At 77.1% G+C, this 20,249-nt stretch carries 2 protein-coding genes; both read left to right on the top strand.

Going from position 1 to position 20,249, the window contains the following annotated elements:
• The first annotated feature begins 45 nt into the window (after nucleotides 1–45).
• Nucleotides 46–1,560 (top strand): serine hydrolase domain-containing protein, encoded by a 1,515-nt coding sequence (locus AB0L74_RS16145; protein ID WP_365651444.1) that lies wholly within the window; start codon nucleotides 46–48, stop codon nucleotides 1,558–1,560.
• A 138-nt stretch (nucleotides 1,561–1,698) separates the two neighbouring features.
• Complete coding sequence (locus AB0L74_RS16140; RefSeq protein ID WP_365651441.1) at nucleotides 1,699–20,238, top strand: non-ribosomal peptide synthase/polyketide synthase; 18,540 nt, start codon at nucleotides 1,699–1,701, stop codon at nucleotides 20,236–20,238.
• Nucleotides 20,239–20,249: the final 11 nt, after the last annotated feature.

The following is a 20,249-nucleotide window of genomic DNA, read 5'->3' as shown; positions in this document are numbered from 1 at the left end:
GCCGCGTCCCCCGTCAGAGCCGCAGCCACCAGGAGTCCCCTTCCCATGCCGTACACCACCGCCGCTCCGGTCGCCGAACGGCGGCCGTCCCCCGACCTCCGCACCCTCCAGCACCGTCTGGACGACCTCGCCCGCGCCCATGGGGTGCCCGGCGCCCAGCTCGCCGTGCACACGGGTACCCGGGTGATCAGCGTGCACACCGGCACGGCAGACGCCGCCACCGGCAGCGCCTTCACCGAGGAGACGGCCGTCCCGCTCGGCTCGGTCACCAAGCTCTACACGGCCGCCGCCGTCCTGCTCCTCGCCGACGACGGCGACCTCGACCTCGACGAGCCCGCCGCCGCATTCCTGCCGGAGCTGCGCCCGTTACCCGAGGTGACCATACGTCACCTGCTGAGTCACACGGCCGGACTGCCGAGCGGACCCGACTCCGACACCGCCGCCGGCCTCACCGCCGCCCGCTACCTCGCGTCGGTCTGCACCCCCCGCGACGTCCTGTTCGCACCGGGCACCGGCTTCTCCTACTCCAACGCCGGCTACACGGCCGCCGGCCGGCTGATCGAAGAGGTCACCGGCATGACCTGGCGGGAAGCGATACAGGCGCTCCTCCTCGACCCGCTCGGCACCCGCCCCGCCTTCCTCGGCGGCCCGGCACCCGACCGGCCCGTCGCCGCCGGCCACGCCCGCAACACCGCCTCCGGCCGCCCGCTGGCCGTCGCGCAGAACCTCGCCCCCGCCCAGGCGCCGGCCGGCGCGCTGCTCGCCGGCGCCCTCGACCTGCTCGCCCTCGGCCGGGCCCTCGCCGGCCGCTCCACCGTCCTGCCGCCCGCCGCCGCCGAGCTGATGCGCCGGCCCGAGCCCGGAGCCCGCCCCGGTGCCCTGGCCGACGCCTGGGGACCCGGCGCGGCCCTGTTCCGGCGCGAGGGCCGCTGGTGGTGCGGCCACGACGGCAACGCCCAGGGCACCTCCTGCCATCTGCGCGCCGAACCCGGCACCGGTGTCGTCGTCGCCTTCACCGGCAACTCCGGTTCCGCCACCGCCCTGTGGCGCGACCTCACCGACGACCTCGACGCGCTCACCGGCCTCGCGGTGCCGACCACACCGGCCCCCGCGCCCGAGCGGGGCCGCCCGATCGCGCTCCCCGAATGCGCCGGCACCTACCGCAACGGCACCACCGAGTACCGCGTGAGCCTGGACGCCGCCGGCTCCCCGATCCTCTCCGTCGACGGCGACCTGCCGCTGCCCTTGGTCTGCTACGCCGACCTCAGCTGCGACCTCGTCGACCCGGCCACCGGCCGGCCCGAGCCCGCGGGCCACTTCCACCGCGACCCCCTGACCGGCGTCCTCGACCGCGTGCAGATCTCCGGGCGCGCGGCCCGCCGGACCGCGGACGCGGGAGCGGACACCCCGGTGCCGGACAGGCCCGGCTCACGCGCCACCGATCCGGGCACCCGCGGCCAGGCCGCCCCCGGGACGGGCGGGGCCGTACCGCTCTCCCGCCGCCCGGACGGGCCCGCCTCCGCACCGGCCACGTCCCCGGGGTCCGCGCGCACCGCCTGACCCTCCGGCCGCCCCCCCCGCACCACCTCCCCGCATCCGCACGCGGACACGCGCCGCACCGCCGTGTCCCGGCCGCCGCCCCCCGGCCAGGACACGCCGCCGTGCGCCGTCCCGTCCCCGCTCCGAAGGACTGCACCCATGACGGACCTGCACGACACGCCCGCGCCGGCGCCCTCCCTGCCGCCGGCCGCCCCCACCGCCCGGGCCCCGCGGGACGAGGCGCCGTATCCGCCGCTCGGTGAGCTGTTCGCCGCGTGGGCCGCGCGGACGCCCGACGCGCCCGCGCTGACCGACGGCCGGCGCACCTGGTCCTACCGGGAACTGGCGGCCCGGGCCGGCCGGCTCGCCGGCGAGCTCCGGCGGCGCGGGGCCGGCCCGGAGCGCACCGTGGCGCTGGTCCTGCCCCGCTCCCTGGAACTGGTCGCCGCGGAACTGGCCACGGCCCTGGCGGGGGCCGCGTTCCTGCCCGTCGACCCCGACTACCCGGCCGAGCGGCGCGCGCTGATGCTCACCGACGCCGCACCCGCCGTCGTCCTCGACGACCCGGCGGAGGTCCGGCGGCTGCTGGAGCCGGGAGAGGAGCCCGCCCCGGTGCCGTCCGGCGGGGCCGCGGTCGGCGCCGACCACACCGCCTACGTCATCTACACCTCCGGATCCACCGGAACCCCCAAGGGCGTGACCGTCACCCACCGGGGGATCGGCGGGTTCGCCGCGGCCGCCGCCGAGCGGTACGCCGTGGGACCAGGGGACCGGGTGCTGCAGTTCTCCTCGCCGAGCTTCGACGCCTCCGTGCTGGAGCTGTTCATCTCCGTGCTCGCCGGGGCGACCCTGGTGGTGCCCCCGGACGGGCCGTGGCTCGGCGACGAACTCGCCGGCGTCCTGGACGAGTTCGAGATCAGCCACGCCCTCATACCACCGGCCGCGCTCGCCACGCTGCCGGACCCGGGACGGGGCGGCGGCGCGCCGCATCTGCGGACGCTGATCGTGGGGGCCGAGGCGTGCCCGGCCGCGCTGGTCGACCGGTGGGCCCCCGGGCGGCGGATGATCAACTCCTACGGGCCGACCGAGGCGACCATCGTCGCCTCCTGGACCGGTCCGCTCTTTGCCGGCTCCGGCACGCCCGCGATCGGCACCCCGCTGCCCGGCACCCGTGCGCACGTGCTGGACCCGGCGATGCGCGAGGTGCCGCCCGGCACGGACGGCGAACTGTACATCGGCGGGGACGGCGTGGCCCGCGGCTACCTGGGCCGCCCCGGCCTGACCGCCGCCCGCTTCGTCGCCGACCCCTTCGGGCCGCCCGGCGCCCGGCTGTACCGCACCGGCGACCGGGCCCGTTGGCGGGCCGACGGGCAACTCGAGTTCCTCGGCCGGGCCGACCGCCAGATCAAGGTGCGCGGCTTCCGCATCGAACCCGGCGAGATCGAGGCCGCCCTGCTGCGCCACCCCGCCGTACGCGAGGCCGTGGTGGTGGCACGCGAGGACGAGCCGGGCCGGCGGCGGCTCGTCGGCTACGTCACGCCCGCCGACGCGCGACGGCCGCCCGAGCCGGGGGAGGTGCGCGCCGCGCTCGCCGCCTCGCTGCCCGCGCATCTGGTGCCCTCCGCCGTCCTCGTCCTGGACGCCCTGCCGCTGACCCCGCAGCACAAGGTCGACCACGGGGCGCTGCCCGCGCCCGCCCACGCCCCCACCGGACACGTCCCGCCCCGCACCCCCGCGGAACGCGCGCTCGCCGCGATCTGGGCCGAGGTACTCGCCGTCGAACCCGTCGGTGCCCAGGACGACTTCTTCGACCTGGGCGGTGACTCGGTCCTCGCCGCGCGCGCCCTGTCCCGCGTCCGCGACGAACTCGGCGTCCGGCTGTCGGTGCGGGACGTGTTCACCGCCCGTACGGTCGCCGCGCTGGCCCCGCTGCTCGACGACCCGTCCGCCGCCGCCCCGCCGGAGACGATCCCGCCCGCCCCGCGCGCGGAGGCGCTGCCGCTGTCCGGCGCCCAGCGCCGCCTGTGGTTCCTGGACGACCTCAGCGCGGGCGGCACCGAGTACAACACCGGTGTCGCGCTGCGCCTGCGCGGTCCGCTCGACACCCCGGCGCTGCGCCGGGCCCTGGACCGGCTCGCGGCCCGCCACGACTCCCTGCGCACCACGTTCACCACCGTCGACGGACAGGGCGCCCAGCGGATCGCCCCCGAGGCCGAGCTGCCGCTGTGCACCGAGGACCTCACCCCGCTGCCCGCCGAGCGGCACGCCGAGGAGACCGAACGCCTGCTCACCGAGGAACTGCGCCGCCCCTTCGACCTGGCGGCCGGACCCCTGACCCGGGCGCTGCTGGTGCGCCGCGCCGACGACGACCACGTCCTGCTGCTCGCCCAGCACCACATCGTCACCGACGGCTGGTCGGTCGGGGTACTGACCCGCGAACTGGTCGCCCTGTACCGGGCGGAGGCGACCGGCGAGCCCGGCGGCCTGCCCGAACCGGGCGTCCAGTACCCCGACTTCGCCGTCTGGGAGCACCAGCGGCTCTCCGCCGGCGGCGACGCCGACGACCTCGCCTACTGGAGACGCAGGCTGGCGGGGCTTCAGCAGCTGGACCTGCCCACGGACCGGCCCCGCCCGGCCGTCCGCACCACCGCCGGCGCCGCCCACCGCCACCGGCTCCCCGCCGCACTCGTCACCCGGCTGCGGCGGCTGGCCGCCGGCCGGGGGACGACCCTGTTCACGCTGTTCGCGGGGGCGGCCGCCGTGCTGTTCTCGCGGTACTCCGGGCAGCGGGACATCGCCTTCGGCACCGTCACCAACGGGCGCGGACGGCGGGACTTGGAGGACGTCACCGGCTTCTTCGCCAACACCGTCGTCCTGCGCGGCGAGGTGGACGACACCCTCACCGTCGACCGGTTCGTGGAGTCGATGCGGACGACCGTGCTGGACGCGTTCGCGCACGACCAGGTGCCCTTCGACCGGGTGGTCGAGGAGCTCGCCCCGCCCAGGGACCCCAGCCGCACCCCCCTGGTCCAGGTCCTCGTCGTCCAGCAGACACCGCTCGCGCACCCGCCGCAGGCCGCCGGCGTGCGCGTCGAGGAACACCCGCTGCCCCGGCCCGCCGCCCGCTTCGACCTCGTACTGGAATTCGCGCCGCGCCCCGACGGAGGCTGCGAGCTGACCGTCGAGTTCAACACCGACCTGTTCGAGGCGCCGACCGCCGCCCGGCTCGGCCGCCATCTGCACCGCCTGCTGGAGGGCATGGCCGACGGGCCGCACCGCGCCCTCGCCGAACTGCCGCTGCTCACCGACGACGAGCGCCACGCCCTGCTGCGGACCTGGAACCCGCCGGTGCCCGGCGACCGCGAGGGCGGGCCGGCCCTGCCGCGGCTGTTCGAGGCGCAGGCCGCCCGCACCCCCGGCCGCACCGCCGTCGTATGCGGTACCACGCGCCTGGACTACGCCGAGGTCAACCGCCGCGCCAACCGGCTCGCCCGGCGGCTGGTGGCGCGCGGCGCCGGACCGGAGACGCTGGTCGCCCTGTGCCTGCCGCGCACCGCCGACCTGGTCCCGGCGCTCTGGGCCGTCCTCAAGTCCGGCGCCGGATACCTGCCGGTCGACCCCGGCTACCCCGCCGAGCGCGTCCGCTTCATGCTCACCGACGCGGCGCCCGCCCTGGTGGTGGCGAGCCGGGACACCGCCAAGACGCTGCCGGAGGGCTGCCAGCCGCTGATCCTGGAGGACTGCCTGGCCGACGGCACCGGACCGCACGCCGACCTCACCGACGCCGACCGCTTGCGCCCCCTCGACGCCGCCCACCCCGCCTACGTCATCTACACCTCGGGCTCCACCGGCCGCCCCAAGGGCGTCGTCGTCACCCACCGCAGCGTCGCCGCGCTCGCCGCCTGGGCGGCCGAGGGACTGGGCGCCGCCCGGCTGGACCACGTGATCGCCTCCACCTCCCTCAACTTCGACGTCTCCGTCTTCGAGCTGCTGTGCCCGCTGCTCGCCGGGGGCACCGTGGAGGTGGTCCCCGACCTGCCCGCGCTCGCCGACGCGCCCGAGCCGCGCCGCGCCGGGCTGATCAGCGGCGTGCCGTCCGTGGTGGCGCGGATGCTCACCGGCTCCGGTATGCCCGTGACGGCCGGCACCGTCGTCCTGGCCGGCGAGGCCCTGCCCGCGCAGACCGTACGCGACCTGCGCCGCGCCATGCCCGGCTGCGACATCGCCAACATCTACGGCCCCACCGAGGCCACCGTCTACGCCACCGCCTGGTTCGCCGGTGACGAGGCCCCCGAGCAGGCGCCGCCGATCGGACGGCCGCTGGCCGGCACCCGCGCCTACGTGCTGGACCGGATGCTCCGCCTCCAGCCGCCGGGTGTGGTGGGCGAGCTCTATCTCGGCGGCGACGGGCTCGCCCGCGGCTACCTGGGCCGCCCGGGCCTGACCGCGGCCCGGTTCGTCGCCGACCCGTTCGGCGCGCCGGGGGCCCGTATGTACCGCACGGGGGACGTGGCGCGCTGGAACGCCGACGGCCAGCTGGAATACCTCGGCCGGACGGACCAGCAGGTCAAGGTGCGCGGCTTCCGCATCGAACTGGGCGAGGTGGAGGAGGCGCTGCGCGCCTGCCCGGGGGTCGCCGAGGCCGCCGCGACCGTCCGCGCCGACGACGGCCACCGCCGCCTGGCCGCCTACGTCGTGCCCGCTCCGGGCGCGGCCGTGGAGCCCGCCGCCGTACGCCGGACGCTCGCCCGCACCCTGCCGGACTACATGGTTCCGCCGGTGGTCACGGTGCTCGACGCCCTGCCGCTCAACCCCAACGGCAAGCTGGACCGCGGCCGGCTGCCCGACCCCGGGCCGGCCGGCCCGCCCGCCCACCACGTGGCACCCCGTACGCCCGCCGAGCGGACGCTCGCCGCGATCTGGGCCGAGGTGCTGGGCGTCGAACGCGTCGGCGCCGACGACAACTTCTTCGCCCTCGGCGGCGACTCCATCCTCAGCATCCAGGTGGTGGCCCAGGCCAGACAGGCCGGTCTCGCGCTCACCTCCCGTGACGTCTACCGGCACCAGACCGTCGCCGCCCTCGCCCGCTGCGCCGAGGACGCGGCCGGCCGCCGCACCGCCGCACCCGCGGCGGTGGCGGCCACCGGCCCCGCGCCGCTGACGCCCATCCAGCACTGGCTGCTGGCGAGCGCCGGCGAGCGCGCCGGCCACTTCGCCCAGACCCTCTCCCTGGAGCTGGGCGACGACGCCGACGCGGCGGCCCTGGAGGACGCGCTCAACGACCTGGCCGCCCACCACGACGCGCTGCGGTCCCGGTTCCTGCCCGAGGACGGCGGAACGGGCGTGCGCTGGACCATCGACGACGGCGCGCCCCGCCTCACCCTCGCCCGCCACCGCGGCCCGGACACCGGCACACCGCACCACGGCCCCTTCGACCTCGCCCGCGGCCCGCTGCTGCGCGCCGTCCTGCACGACCGCGGGCCGGGCCGCCCGCCCGTGCTGCACCTCGCCGTGCACCACCTGGTCGTCGACGGCGTCTCCTGGCGCGTGCTGCTCGAAGACCTCGACCGCGCGTACCGGGCCCGCCGCGCCGGACGCGACGGCCGCTCCGCACTGCCGCCGAAGACCTCGCCGCTGCGGCACTGGGCCGAGCGGCTGGCCGGGTACGCGGCCGAGGGCGGCTTCGCCGACGAGGCGGCCTACTGGGCGCGGGTCACCGCCGGCGCCGGAACGCGGCTGCCGGCGGACCGGTCGGGCACCAACACCTACGCCTCCGCCCGCGCGGTCACCGTACGCCTGAGCGCCGAGGACACCGCCGCCCTGCTGCGCACCCTGCCGGAGACCTACCGCACCCAGGCCAACGACGTGCTGCTGAGCGCGCTCGGCCGGGTGCTGTGCGCGTGGAGCGGGCACGAGCGGGTCCTGGTGGACGTCGAGGGGCACGGCCGCGAGGAGCTGTTCGCCGAGGTCGACACCGGCCGCACCGTCGGCTGGTTCACCACCCGGCACCCCGTCGCCCTCGCGGTGGCGCCGGACGCGGACTGGGACACCGTGCTCAAGCAGGTCAAGGAGGAGCTGCGGGCGGTGCCCCGGCACGGACTCGGCCACGACGTACTGCGGTACCTGGCGGGCCCCGGCGCCCTGCCACCGGCGCCGGACGCCCAGATCAGCTTCAACTACCTGGGGCGCTTCACGCCGCCGGGCGGGCCCGGGAGCCTGTACCGTGCCGCGTTCCGCCCGCTGGAGCTGGACGCGGATCCGCGAACCGTGCGCCCGCACCCGCTGGAGGTCGTCGGACGGCTCGACGGCGACGCCCTGGAGTTCACCTTCTTCCACTCCGCCGAACTGCACGACGCGGCGACCGTCCAGGGCCTCGCCGAGCGGTACGCCGACGCGCTCGCCGGTCTGGCCCGGCACGCCGCCCGCCCGGGCGCCGCCGGGCGCACCCCGTCGGACTTCCCGCTGGCCCGGCTCGACCAGGCGGCCGTGGACCGCGTCACCGGCGACGACCCGGCCGCCGTGGAGGACGTCCACCCGCTCACCCCCACCCAGGCCGGCATGCTCTTCCACGGTCTGTCCCAGGACGGCGGCGGCGCCTACTTCCAGCAGCTCACCTTCGTCCTCGACGGGGTGCCCGACCCGGCGGCGCTCGCGGCGGCCTGGCAGCGGGTGACCGACCGTACGCCCGTGCTGCGCGCCCACGCCGTGTGGCAGGACGTCCCCGAACCGCTGCTCGTGGTGCGGCGCGAGGTACCCGTACCCGTCACCCACCTGGACTGGAGCGGGCTGCCGGACGCCGAACGCGAAAGCCGCCTGCGGGAGCTGACGCGCACCGACCGCGAACGCGGCATCGACCTCGCCCGGGCACCGCTCCAGCGCCTGGTGCTCATCCGGCTCCCCGGGGACGCCGTGCGCGTGGTGTGGTCCTTCCACCACCTCGTCCTGGACGGCTGGAGCCTGTTCCAGGTGCTCTCGGACGTCCTCGCCTGCCTCGCCGCCCCGGACGCCGCGCCGCCCGACCGGCGGCCGTTCCGGGACTACGTGGCCTGGCTGCGCGGCCGCGACGGGGCCGAGGCCGAACGGCACTGGCGCGACCGGCTCGCCGGCCTCGCCGAGCCCACACCCCTGCCCTGGGACCGCGAGCCGCGCGAGACCCACCGCGCCGAGTCCCGCGCGGAGGTCCGCGCCGTCCTGCCCGCCGCCGCCACCCGGGCGCTGCGACAGCTGGCCAGGGACGCGGGACTGACCCTCAACACCGTGGTGCAGGGCGCCTGGGCGACGCTGCTGAGCCGCCACACCGGCCGTGCGGAGGTCGTCTTCGGCACCACCGTCTCCGGCCGGCCGCCGGAGCTGGCCGGCGCCGAGTCCATGACCGGCCTGTTCATCGCCACCCTGCCCACCCGCGTCACCGTGCCCCGCCGGGGCACCCTGGTGGACTGGCTGCGCCGTCTCCAGCGCGAGCAGAGCGAGGACCGGCGCTTCGACCACGTACCGCTCACCCGCCTGAAGACGTACACCGGACTGCCCGAGCGGGCCGCGCTGTTCGACAGCATCGTCGTCTTCGAGAACTACCCGGTCGACGACGGCCTCGCCGCCGCCCGCGGACTGCGGCTGAGCGACCTGGACGGCATCGAGACCACCAACTACCCCCTCAGCCTGGTCGCCTACCCCGGCCCCGAACTCACCCTGCGCCTCGGCTACGACCCCGAACTCTTCGACGCCGCCACCGCCGAGCGGCTGGCCGAGCACCTCACCGTCCTGCTGGAGGGCGCCGCCGGCGATCCGCACCGGCCGCCGGCCCGGCTGCCGCTGCTCCCGCCCGCCCGCCGCGACCAGGTGGTCCGCGCCTGGAACGACACCGCCACCGACGCGCCCGTGACCACCACGGCCGCGCTGTTCGCGGCGCAGGCGCGGCGCACCCCCGACGCGGTCGCGCTGGAGGCCGGACCCGAGACGCTCACCTACCGGCAGCTCGACGCCCGCGCGGCCGGCCTGGCCGGGCACCTGGCCGCGCTGGGCGTCGCCCCGGAGTGCCCGGTGGGCGTACTCATGGACCGCTCCGTGCCGCTCGTCGTCGTCCAGCTCGCCCTCTCCCGCACCGGCGGCGTGTACGTGCCGCTGGACGGGCGGGCACCGCGCGAGCGGCAGCGGCGGATGCTCGCCGAGGCCGGCGTGGAGCTGCTGCTCACCGACGCGGCGGGCGAGGGGACGGCCCGCGACCTGCTGCCCGGCGGGCGGGTGGTCCGGGCGGACGGCGCGTTCGGCGCTTCCCCGGCCCCGGCCCTGCCGGAGGTCCACCCCGACCACGTCCAGTACCTCATGTTCACCTCCGGCTCCACCGGCACCCCGAAGGGCGTCGCCGTACGGCAGCGGGACGTCGCCGCGCTCGCCCTCGACGGGGCCTTCGCCGGACACGACCGGGTCCTGCTGCACTCGCCGCACGCCTTCGACGCCTCCACCTACGAGCTGTGGGTGCCGCTGCTGCGCGGCGGCACGGCCGTCCTCGCGCCACCCGGCGAGCTGGACGCGGCCGTGGTGCGCCGCGCGGTCAGCGAGCGGCGGGCGCGCCACCTGTGGCTGACCGCGGGCCTGTTCCGGATGCTCGCCCAGGAGGACCCCGGCTGCCTGCGCGGCGCGCGAGAGGTGTGGACCGGAGGGGAGGCCGTGCCCGGCGCGGTGGTGCGGCGGGTGCTGGACGCCTGCCCCGGCCTGACCGTCGTGGACGGCTACGGCCCCACCGAGACCACGACCTTCGCCACCCGCCGCGCCTTCCGCGCCGGCGATCCGCTGCCGCCGGTGCTGCCCATCGGACGCCCGCTGGACAACACCCGCGTCTACGTCCTCGACGACGCCCTCCAGCCCCAGCCGCCGGGCGTCCCCGGCGAGCTGTACATCGCCGGAGCGGGACTGGCGCGGGGCTACGCGGCCCGTCCCGGGGCGACCGCCGCCCGCTACCTCGCCGACCCGTTCGGCCCGCCCGGCGGCCGGATGTACCGCACCGGCGACATCGTGCGCTGGAGCACCGACGGCGAGCTGCACTTCGTGGGCCGCACCGACGACCAGATCAAGATCCGCGGCTTCCGGGTGGAGCCCGCCGAGATCGAGGCCCGGCTCACCGCGCACCCGGCGGTCGCCGAGGCGGTGGTCTCGCTCTACGAGCACGCCGGCGCCAAGCGGCTGGCCGCCCACCTGGTGCCCGCCCCGGACGCCGCCGTACCGTCCGCGGCCGCCCTGCGCGCCCATCTGTCGGCGGCCCTGCCCGACTACATGCTGCCCGCCGCGTTCGTCACCGTGCCCGAGCTGCCGCTGACCGCCAACGGCAAGGTGGACCGGCGCCGGCTGCCCGCTCCGGACTGGTCGGCCGCCGGCGACGCCGCCCACCGGGAACCGCGCACCGGCGCCGAGCGGCTCCTCGCCGGGATCTGGGCGGAACTGCTCGGTGTCGAACGCGTCGGCGTCGACGACAACTTCTTCATGCTGGGCGGCGACTCCATCCTCAGCATCCAGGTCGTCTCCCGCGCCCGTGCCGCCGGTCTGACCCTGACCCCGCGCGACCTGTTCCGGTACCCGACCGTCGCCGCCCTGGCCGCCGCCGGCACGACCGGCGGCGCCGGGGCCGCCGCCGGGACCGCGCCCGTGACCGGCGACGTCGGACTCACCCCGATCCAGCACTGGTTCCTCGACGCCGAGCCGCGCCGCCCGGAGGTCTTCGACCAGTGCGTGGTCGTCGAGACGCCCGGCGACGTCGACCCGGACGCCCTGCGCCGTGCGCTGAACGCCCTGTGGACGCACCACGACGCCCTGCGCTCCCGCTTCACCCGGCGGGACGACGGCTCCTGGCGGCAGTGGTGCGCCGCACCGCGGGAGGAGCCGCCGCACCTGCTCGAGGTCTGCGACCTCGGCGGACTGGACGCGGCGGCCGCGCGGGAGGCCGAGGCCCGCGCCACCGAAGCGGCACACACCGGCTTCCGCCTGGGGACCGGCCCCCTGCTGACCGCCCGCCTGTTCACCGGCGTCCCGGCCCCCCGGCTGCTGCTCGCCGTCCACCACCTCGTGGTCGACGGCGTCTCCTGGCGCATCCTCCTGGAGGACCTCGACACCGCCTACGGGCAGGCCCTGGCCGGGGAGCCGGTACGGCTGCCGGAGCGCACCACGTCCGTCCAGGAGTGGGCGCGGCGGCTGCGCGCGCACACCGCCGAGGGCGGCTTCGCCGGAGAACGGGAGTACTGGGAGGCGGCGGCCCGGCACTGCGCCGCGCCGCTGCCGGTGGACGCCGACGGCGGCAACACGGTCGCCGACGCCGACGCGGTCACCGTACGGCTGGACCGCGCACGCACCGACGCGCTGCTGCGCGAGGTGCCGGGCGTCTACCGCACCCGCGTCGACGACGTGCTGCTCACCGCCCTCGGGCGGGTGTTGGCCGGCTGGACCGGGCGGGACACCGTCGCCGTCGGCCTGGAGGGCCACGGCCGGGAGGACGGACTCTTCGAGGACGTCGACCTCTCGCGCACGGTCGGCTGGTTCACCAGCCTCTACCCCGTGGCCCTCCGGGTGCCGCAGGGCGACTGGGGCACGGCCCTGAAGTCCGTCAAGGAGCAGCTGCGGGCCGTACCCGGCCGCGGGCTGGGCCACGGCGCGCTGACCCGCCTCGCGCGCGATCTGCCGCCCGCGCCGGCGCCCGGCGTCAGCTTCAACTACCTGGGCCGCTTCGACTGGAGCGCCGGCCGCGGCGCCCTGGTGCGGGCGGTGCCCGGCGGTCTGGACGGCGCCGACGCCCCCGAGGCCGAGCGCCCGCACCTGCTGGACGTCGTCGCCCGGGTGGAGGACGGCGAGCTGGAGATCGGCTGGCACTACAGCCGCGGCCGGCACCGCCGGGACACTGTGGCCCGGCTCGCCGAGGGCATGCTGCGGGCGCTGGAGGCCATCGTCGCGCACTGCGCCGCCCCGGACGCCGGCGGCCGCACCCCGTCGGACTTCCCCCTGGCCCGCCTCGACCAGGCGGCCGTGGACCGGGTGGCCGGGGACGGCCGCGCCGTCGCCGACGTCTACCCGCTCACGCCGATGCAGGCCGGCATGCTCTTCCACAGCCTGATGGACCCCGACGGCCGCACCTACCTCAACCAGGTGCAGATGGTGCTGTCCGGCGTCACCGACCCGCACGTCCTCGCCGCGGCGTGGCAGCACACCGCCGACGCCAACCCCATGCTGCGCACCCGCCTGGTGTGGCAGGAGGCCGGCGAACCGCTCCAGGTGGTGCGGCACCACGCCACCGTGCCCGTCACCCACCACGACTGGACCGGGCGGAGCGAGCGGGAGTGCGAGCGGGAGACGGCCCGGCTGCTCGCCGAGGACCGCCAGGCCGGCCTCGACCTCGCCGAGGCCCCGCTGATGCGGTTGACGCTGATCCGGCTGGACCCCGAACGGGTCCGGATGGTGTGGACGTTCCACCACGCCCTGCTGGACGGCTGGAGCGCGGCCCAGGTCTTCGACGAGGTGTGCGAGCGGTACGCGGCGCTGACCGCCGGGCGCCGCCCGCAGGTGCCCCAGCGCGCCCCGTTCGCCGACTACCTGCGCTGGCTGGCCCGTCAGGACACCGCCGCGGCGGAGCGCCACTGGCGCGAGACGCTGGCCGGGTTCACCGCCCCGACCGAGCTGCCCCGGGACCGCCGCCCCGCCGAGGCGCACCGCGCCTCCTCCTCCGGGACCGTGCGGGTCACGCTCGACGCGCCCGTCTCGGCGCGGCTGCGGGAGACCGCGCAGCGGGCCGGACTCACCGTCAACACCGTGCTCCAGGGCGCCTGGGCGCTGCTGCTGTCGCGCTACGGCGGCGGCGACGACATCGTCTTCGGCACCACCGTCTCCGGCCGCCCCGCCGAACTGCCCGGCGTCACCTCCATGGTCGGCGTGTTCATCAACACCCTGCCGACGCGCGCCCGCGTCGACGGGCGGCGCCGTCTGCTGGAGTGGCTGGGCGAGCTCCAGGCCGCGCAGTCGGAGGCCCGGCGGCACGACTTCGTCTCCCTCGCCCAGCTCCAGACCTGGAGCGAGGTGCCCGGCGGGACCGGCCTGTTCGACAGCATCGTCGTCTTCGAGAACTACCCGTTCGACGGCGATGCCCTGGCCCGCCACGGCCTGGCCCTCACCCAGGAGCGGGACCTGGAGCCGACCAACTACCCGCTCAGCGTGGTCGTCGCCCCCGGCGACACCCTGTCCGTCACCCTCGACTACGACCCGGCCGCCTTCGACGCCGCCACCGTCGAGGGCCTGGGCGCCGGACTGCGCACCCTGCTCACGGAGATCGCCGCCGACCCCGGCCGCCGCCTGGACGACCTGCCGCTGCTCGCCCCCGCGGCAGGCCGCGCCCTGCTCGACCGGTTCGGCGGGGCCGCGGTCCGCGCGCCGCGCGGCACGCTCCCCGAGGCGTTCGCCGCACAGGCGGCGCGCACCCCCGACGCCCCGGCCGTGGTGGCCGGCGGCGAGGAGCTGTCGTACCGGGGGCTCGACGAGCGCGCCAACCGCCTGGCCCGGCTGCTGATCGAGGCGGGCGCCGGCCCCGAGCGGTTCGTCGCCCTCGCCCTGCCCCGCACCGCCGACCTGATCGTCTCCCTGCTCGCCGTCCTCAAGAGCGGCGCCGCCTACCTCCCGGTCGACCCCGGCTACCCGGCCGAGCGCATCGCGTTCCTGTTCGAGGACGTGCGGCCCGCCGTCGTCGTGACCGACAGCCGTATCGCCGGCCGGCTCCCGGACCACCCCGCCGCGCACCTCGTCCTCGACGACCCGGACACCGCCGCCCGCCTGGCCGGGGTCTCCCCCGCCGGGCTCGGCGACGGCGAACGGCGCGGCCCGCTGCTGCCGGAGCATCCGGCGTACGTCATCCACACCTCCGGCTCCACGGGCCGGCCCAAGGGCGTCGTCGTCGCCCACGCCTCCGTGCTGGCGCTGACCGGCTGGGCCGCCGCCGAGTTCGCGGACCGGGGCCTGGCGCACGTGGTGGCGTCCACCTCGCTCAACTTCGACGTGTCGGTGTTCGAGATCTTCTCGCCCCTCCTGTCCGGCGGGCGGGTGGAGCTCGTCCGCGACCTGCTCGCGCTCGCCGAGCGCACCGAGCCGTGGCGGGCGGGGCTGCTCAGCGCCGTGCCTTCCGCGCTCGGCCGGCTGCTCGCCGAGGACACCGTCCTGGCCGGCGCGGACACCGTCGTCCTGGCCGGCGAGGCGCTGCCCGCGCGGACCGTGCGCCAGGTGCGCGCGGCGGTGCCCGGCTGCCGGGTGCTGAACATCTACGGCCCCACCGAGGCCACCGTCTACGCCACCGCCTTCGCCTGCGACCCGGCCGACCCCGACCGCGACCCGCCCATCGGCCGCCCGGTCGGCGGCGCCCGCGCCTACGTCCTGGACGCCCGGCTGCGCCCGGTCCCGCCCGGCGCGCCCGGCGAGCTGTACCTCGCCGGAACGGGCGTGGCCCGCGGCTATCTGAACCGGCCCGGCCTGACCGCCTCCCGCTTCCTCGCCGACCCCTACGGGGCACCCGGCAGCCGGATGTACCGCACCGGCGACCTGGTCCGCTGGACCGCCGAGGGAGATCTGGTCTACCTGGGCCGGTCGGACGACCAGGTCAAGGTGCGCGGATTCCGCATCGAACTGGGCGAGGTGGAGGCCGCGCTGGCCCGGCATCCGCGGGTGTCCGCCGCGGCGGCGCGGGTGGTGGAGCACGAGGGCCACCGGCGGCTGGTCGGCTACGCGGTGCCGCTCGGGCCGGAGGCGGCGGACCCGGCCGAGCTGCGGGACTTCCTCGCCCGCACGCTTCCCGACCACCTCGTCCCGGCGATCGTCGTGCCGCTGGAGCGGCTGCCGCTGGGCGCCACCGGCAAACTCGACCGGCGCGCCCTGCCCGACCCGGTGTGGTCCGCACCCGGCACCGCCGCCGCCCGGTCCTCCCGGCCGCCGCGCCCCGGCGCCGAGCAGACGCTCGCCGCGATCTGGTCCGAGGTGCTGGGAGTGCCCGAGGTCGGCGCGGACGACAACTACTTCGCGCTCGGCGGCGACTCCATCCTGGGCATCCAGATCGTCTCCGCCGCCCGCCGCGCCGGGCTCCACCTGTCACCACGACACCTGTTCACCCACCAGACCGTCGCCGAACTGGCCGCCGCGGCCGGGCAGGAGCCCGCCGCGGCCGTCACCGCCGAGCAGGGCCCCGTCACCGGCGAGGTGCCGCTCACCCCCGTCCAGCACTGGCTGCTGGACACCCTCACCGGCGACCCGGCGGCCTTCACCCAGTCGGTCTCCTTCCACGTCGCCGCCGACACCGACCCCCAACTGCTGCGCGCCGCGCTCGCGGCGGTCACGGAGCACCACGACGCGCTGCGCATGCGCTACGAGCCGGACTGCGACGGCGGCCGGCGCCAGCTCGGCACCGCGCCGGGCACCGCGCCCCGCCTGGAGGTCCGCGACACGGCGCCCGGGGCCGCCGTCGCGCCGGCCGAAGCGTTCGACCTGCGCACCGGACCGCTGCTGCGGGCCGCGCTGTGCCGTCCCGGCGACGGCCGGCGGCCGGTGCTGCTGCTGACCGCCCACCACCTGGTCGTGGACGCCGTGTCCTGGCGGGTGATCCTGGAGGACCTCGACACCGCCTACCGGGCGCTGCGGGCCGGGGAGGCGGTGGACCTCGGGCCGAAGACGACGTCCTTCCGCACCTGGGCGCGGCGGCTGGCCGCGCACACCGCCGCCGGCGGCTTCGACGCCGAACTGCCCCACTGGCAGGCCCTTCAGGACACCCCGCTGCCGACCGACCTCTCCGGCGCCAACACGGTCGCCTGCGAGGAGACGGTGACCGTCGCCCTGGACCACGAGGACACCCGCCGTCTGCTCCAGGAGGTACCGGAGGCCTACCGCACCCGGATCGACGACGTGCTGCTGTACGCCCTGGGCCGGGTCCTGGCCCGCTGGACGGGACGCGACCGGGTGGCGGTGACCCTGGAGGGCCACGGCCGCGAGGAACTGTTCGGCGGTGTCGATCTCGCCCGTACCGTCGGGTGGTTCACCACGATGTACCCCGTCGCCCTGGACGTGCCGCGCGGGGCGGCCACCGGGACCGTGCTGAAGTCGGTCAAGGAGAACCTGCGCGCCGTCCCGCACGGCGGCCTCGGCTACGGTGCCCTGCGCTACCTGCACCCGACGGCCGGCGCCCGCCTGCCCGGACTGCCGCAGATCAGCTTCAACTACCTGGGCCGGCAGGACTGGAACGCGGCACCGGGCGGGCTGCTGCACGCCCCGCACGACGGCCTGGCGGGCGGCATGGACCGGAACGCGCGGCGCCCGCACCTCATCGACGTGCTCGGCCGGGTCACCGACAAGCGGCTGGAGTTCACCTGGTCCTACTCGCGCGAGGTGCACCACCGCGACACCGTCGCCCGGCTCGCCGCCGAGACCGCCGCGGAACTGCGCGCGCTCGTCCGGCACTGCGCCGAGCCCGGCGCCGGGGGCCGCACCCCGTCGGACTTCCCGCTGGCCCGCCTCGACCAGGCGGCCGTGGACCGGCTGGTGGGCACCGGGCGCGACGTCACCGACGTCTATCCCCTCACCCCCACCCAGGCCGGCATGGTCGTACACGCCCTGGACGAGCCCGGCGAGGGCCTGTACGTCGAGCAGATCACGTTCGTGATGGACGGGGTGCGCGACGTGCGGACGCTGGCCGCCGCCTGGCAGCACGTCGTCGACCGCACCCCGGTGCTGCGCACCGCCGTCGTCCTGCACGGCGTACCCGAGCCGTTGCAGACCGTGCACCGCGCCGCCCGGCTCCCCGTCACCGAGCACGACTGGTCGGGGCTGCCGGCCCGGGAGCGGGAGGGCGAACTGGCGCGGCTGCTGGCCGCGGACCGGGCCCGCGGGATGACCCTGGACCGGCCGCCGCTGCTGCGCGTCGCCCTGATCCGGCTGGGCCCGGACGAGGTGCGTGTGGTGTGGACCTTCCACCATGTGCTGCTGGACGGCTGGAGCGTCTTCCACGTGCTCGCCGACGTCCTGACCGCCCACGCGGCGCTCGCCCGCGGCGAGGAACCGCGGCTGCCCGAGCGGCGGCCGTTCGCGGACTACGCCGCCTGGCTCGCCGCCCGCGGCACCGCGGGCGCCGAGGAACACTGGCGCCGGGCCCTCGGCGACCTCACCGCGACCACGCCGCTGCCGTACGACACCCGGCCCGCGCCGGGCGCGCCGGCCCGCTCGGGCACCTGGCTGTCGCAGCGGCTCGGTACCGAGGAGACCGCCCGGTTGCGCGAGTTCGCCCGCCGCCACCGGCTCACCCTCAACACCGTCGTGCAGGGCGCGTGGGCGCTGCTGCTGTCCCGGTGGAGCGGCACCCGGGACGTGTGCTTCGGCACCACCGTCTCCGGACGCCCGGCGGACCTGCCCGGCGCGGACACCATCACCGGGCTGTTCATCACCACCCTGCCCGCCCGGATCGCCGTCGACGGGCAGACCCGGTGCGCGCCCTGGCTCCAGCGGGTGCAGCGGGCGCGCGCCGAGGACCGGCGCTTCGACCATGTGCCGCTGCCCCGGCTGCGGGCGCTGAGCGGACTGCCCGAGGGCACGGCGCTCTTCGACAGCCTGCTCGTCTTCGAGAACTACCCCGTCGGCGACGCGACGGCCGGCGCCAACGGCGTCCGGGTGCGCGAACTGGACGCCCGCGAGGCCACCAACTACCCGCTCACCGTGGTGGTGTCGCCCGGTGACCGGCTCGCCGTCGAACTCGGCTACGACCCGCGCTACTTCACGGAGGTGACGGCCCGCTCCCTGGCCACGCAGCTGCTGCACACCCTGCACGGCCTGGCCGCCGCCGGCGAGACCGCCCGGCTCGACGACCTCGACGTCCTGCCGCCGCGCGAACGCGCGCGGCTGCTCGCCGGGCCCGCACGGCCCCCGGCGGATCCGGCGCCGGCGCTGACCCTGCCCGCCCTGGTCGAAGCCGCCGTGGACCGCCGGCCCACCGCGCCCGCCCTGACCGCACCGGGCCTGGAGCTGACCTTCGCGCAGGTCGAGGAGCGGGCCAACCGCCTGGCGCACCGGCTGCTGGCCCGCGGCGCCGGACCCGGCACGCTCGTCGCGCTCGTCCTGCCCCGCTCGGCGGAGATGGTCCTCGCCCAGCTCGCGGTGGCCAAGACGGGCGCCGCCTTCCTGCCCGTCGACCCCGGCTACCCCGAGGAGCGGGTCGCGGCGATGCTGCGCGACGCGGCGCCCGCCGTCACGCTCGGCGCCGACGAGATCGCCGCCCTGCTCGCCGCCGGGCCGGACGGCACTCCGGAGCACCGGCCCACCGACGCCGACCGGCCCCGTCCCCTGGACCTCGACGACCCGGCCTACGTCATCTACACCTCCGGCTCCACCGGCACCCCCAAGGGCGTCGTCGTCACCCACCGCGGGCTGGCCCCCTTCTCCGCCGCCGAGGCCGCGCACTACCGGGTCGACGCCGGGGACCGGGTGCTGGCGTTCGCGACACCCAGCTTCGACGCCTCCGTCCTGGAGCTGTGCATGTCGCTGCCGCACGGCGCCCGTCTGGTCGTACCGCCGCCCGGCCCGCTGCTCGGCGCGCAGCTCGCCGGCGTCCTGCGCGAGCAGCGCATCACGCACACGCTGCTGCCGCCGGCCGCGCTCGCCACCCTGCCGCCGGACACGCCCGGCACCCTGCCCGACCTGAAGACGCTGGTGGTGGGCGCCGACGCGTGCCGCGCCGAACTGGTCGCCCGGTGGGCGCCGCACCACCGGATGGTCAACTCCTACGGCCCGACCGAGGCCACCGTGGTCGCCACCTGGTCCGATCCGCTGGTGCCCGACGGCACGGCCCCGCCCATCGGCCGCCGGCTGCCGGGGACGCGCGCCTACGTCCTGGACGCGCGGCTGCGGCCGGTCGCCGACGGGGTGGCCGGCGAGCTCTGGCTGGCCGGGGACGGGCTGGCCCAGGGCTACCTGGGCCGGCCCGGGCTGACCGCCGCCCGGTTCACCGCCGACCCGTTCGGCCCGCCCGGCAGCCGCATGTACCGCACCGGCGACCTGGTGCGCCGCGACGCCCGCGGAGAACTGCACCACCTGGGCCGCACCGACCACCAGCTCAAACTGCGCGGCCACCGCATCGAGGCCGGAGAGGTCGAGGCCACCCTGGTGCGCCATCCGGCCGTCCTGGACGCCGTCGCCGGCATCCGGGAGGACGAGCCGGGGCTGCCCCGCCTGGTCGCCCACGTGCTCGCCGCCCCCGGCACCGAACCGCCCACCGCGGCCGACCTCAGGGCGCTGGCCGCCCGGACCCTGCCCGCCCCCATGGTGCCCTCGGCGATCGTGGTCATGGACCGCTTCCCGCTGACCGAGAACGGCAAGACCGACCGGGCCGCGCTGCCCGCCCCCGCACCCGAGCGGGACCCGGCGGCGGACCGCGTCGAACCGCGCACCCCCACCGAGGAGGCCCTCGCGGCCCTCTGGGAGGAGGCCCTGGACACGCCGGTCGGTGCCCAGGACGACTACTTCCTGCTGGGCGGCGACTCCCTGCGCGCCCTGCGGATCGCCTCCCGCGCCAACGACGCCTTCGGCGTCACGCTCACGCCCCGCGACGTGCTGGTCTCCCGCACCGTCGCCGCCCTGGCGGAGCTGGTGGAGGAGCAGGTGCTCAGCGAACTCGAGGCCGCCGCCCGTGGCGCCGGCGAACCCGACGAACGGTGAAGGACCCCACG

The organism is Streptomyces sp. NPDC052020, from assembly GCF_040680575.1.
Classification (GTDB): domain Bacteria; phylum Actinomycetota; class Actinomycetes; order Streptomycetales; family Streptomycetaceae; genus Streptomyces.
Note: the sequence above shows the minus strand (reverse complement) of the source record. Positions and strands in the feature narration are given on the sequence as shown.

Coding starts and splice junctions, on each gene's coding strand:
- AB0L74_RS16145 (WP_365651444.1), top strand. CDS start 46: ATGCCGTACACCACCGCCGCTCCGGTCGCCGAACGGCGGCCGTCCCCC.
- AB0L74_RS16140 (WP_365651441.1), top strand. CDS start 1,699: ATGACGGACCTGCACGACACGCCCGCGCCGGCGCCCTCCCTGCCGCCG.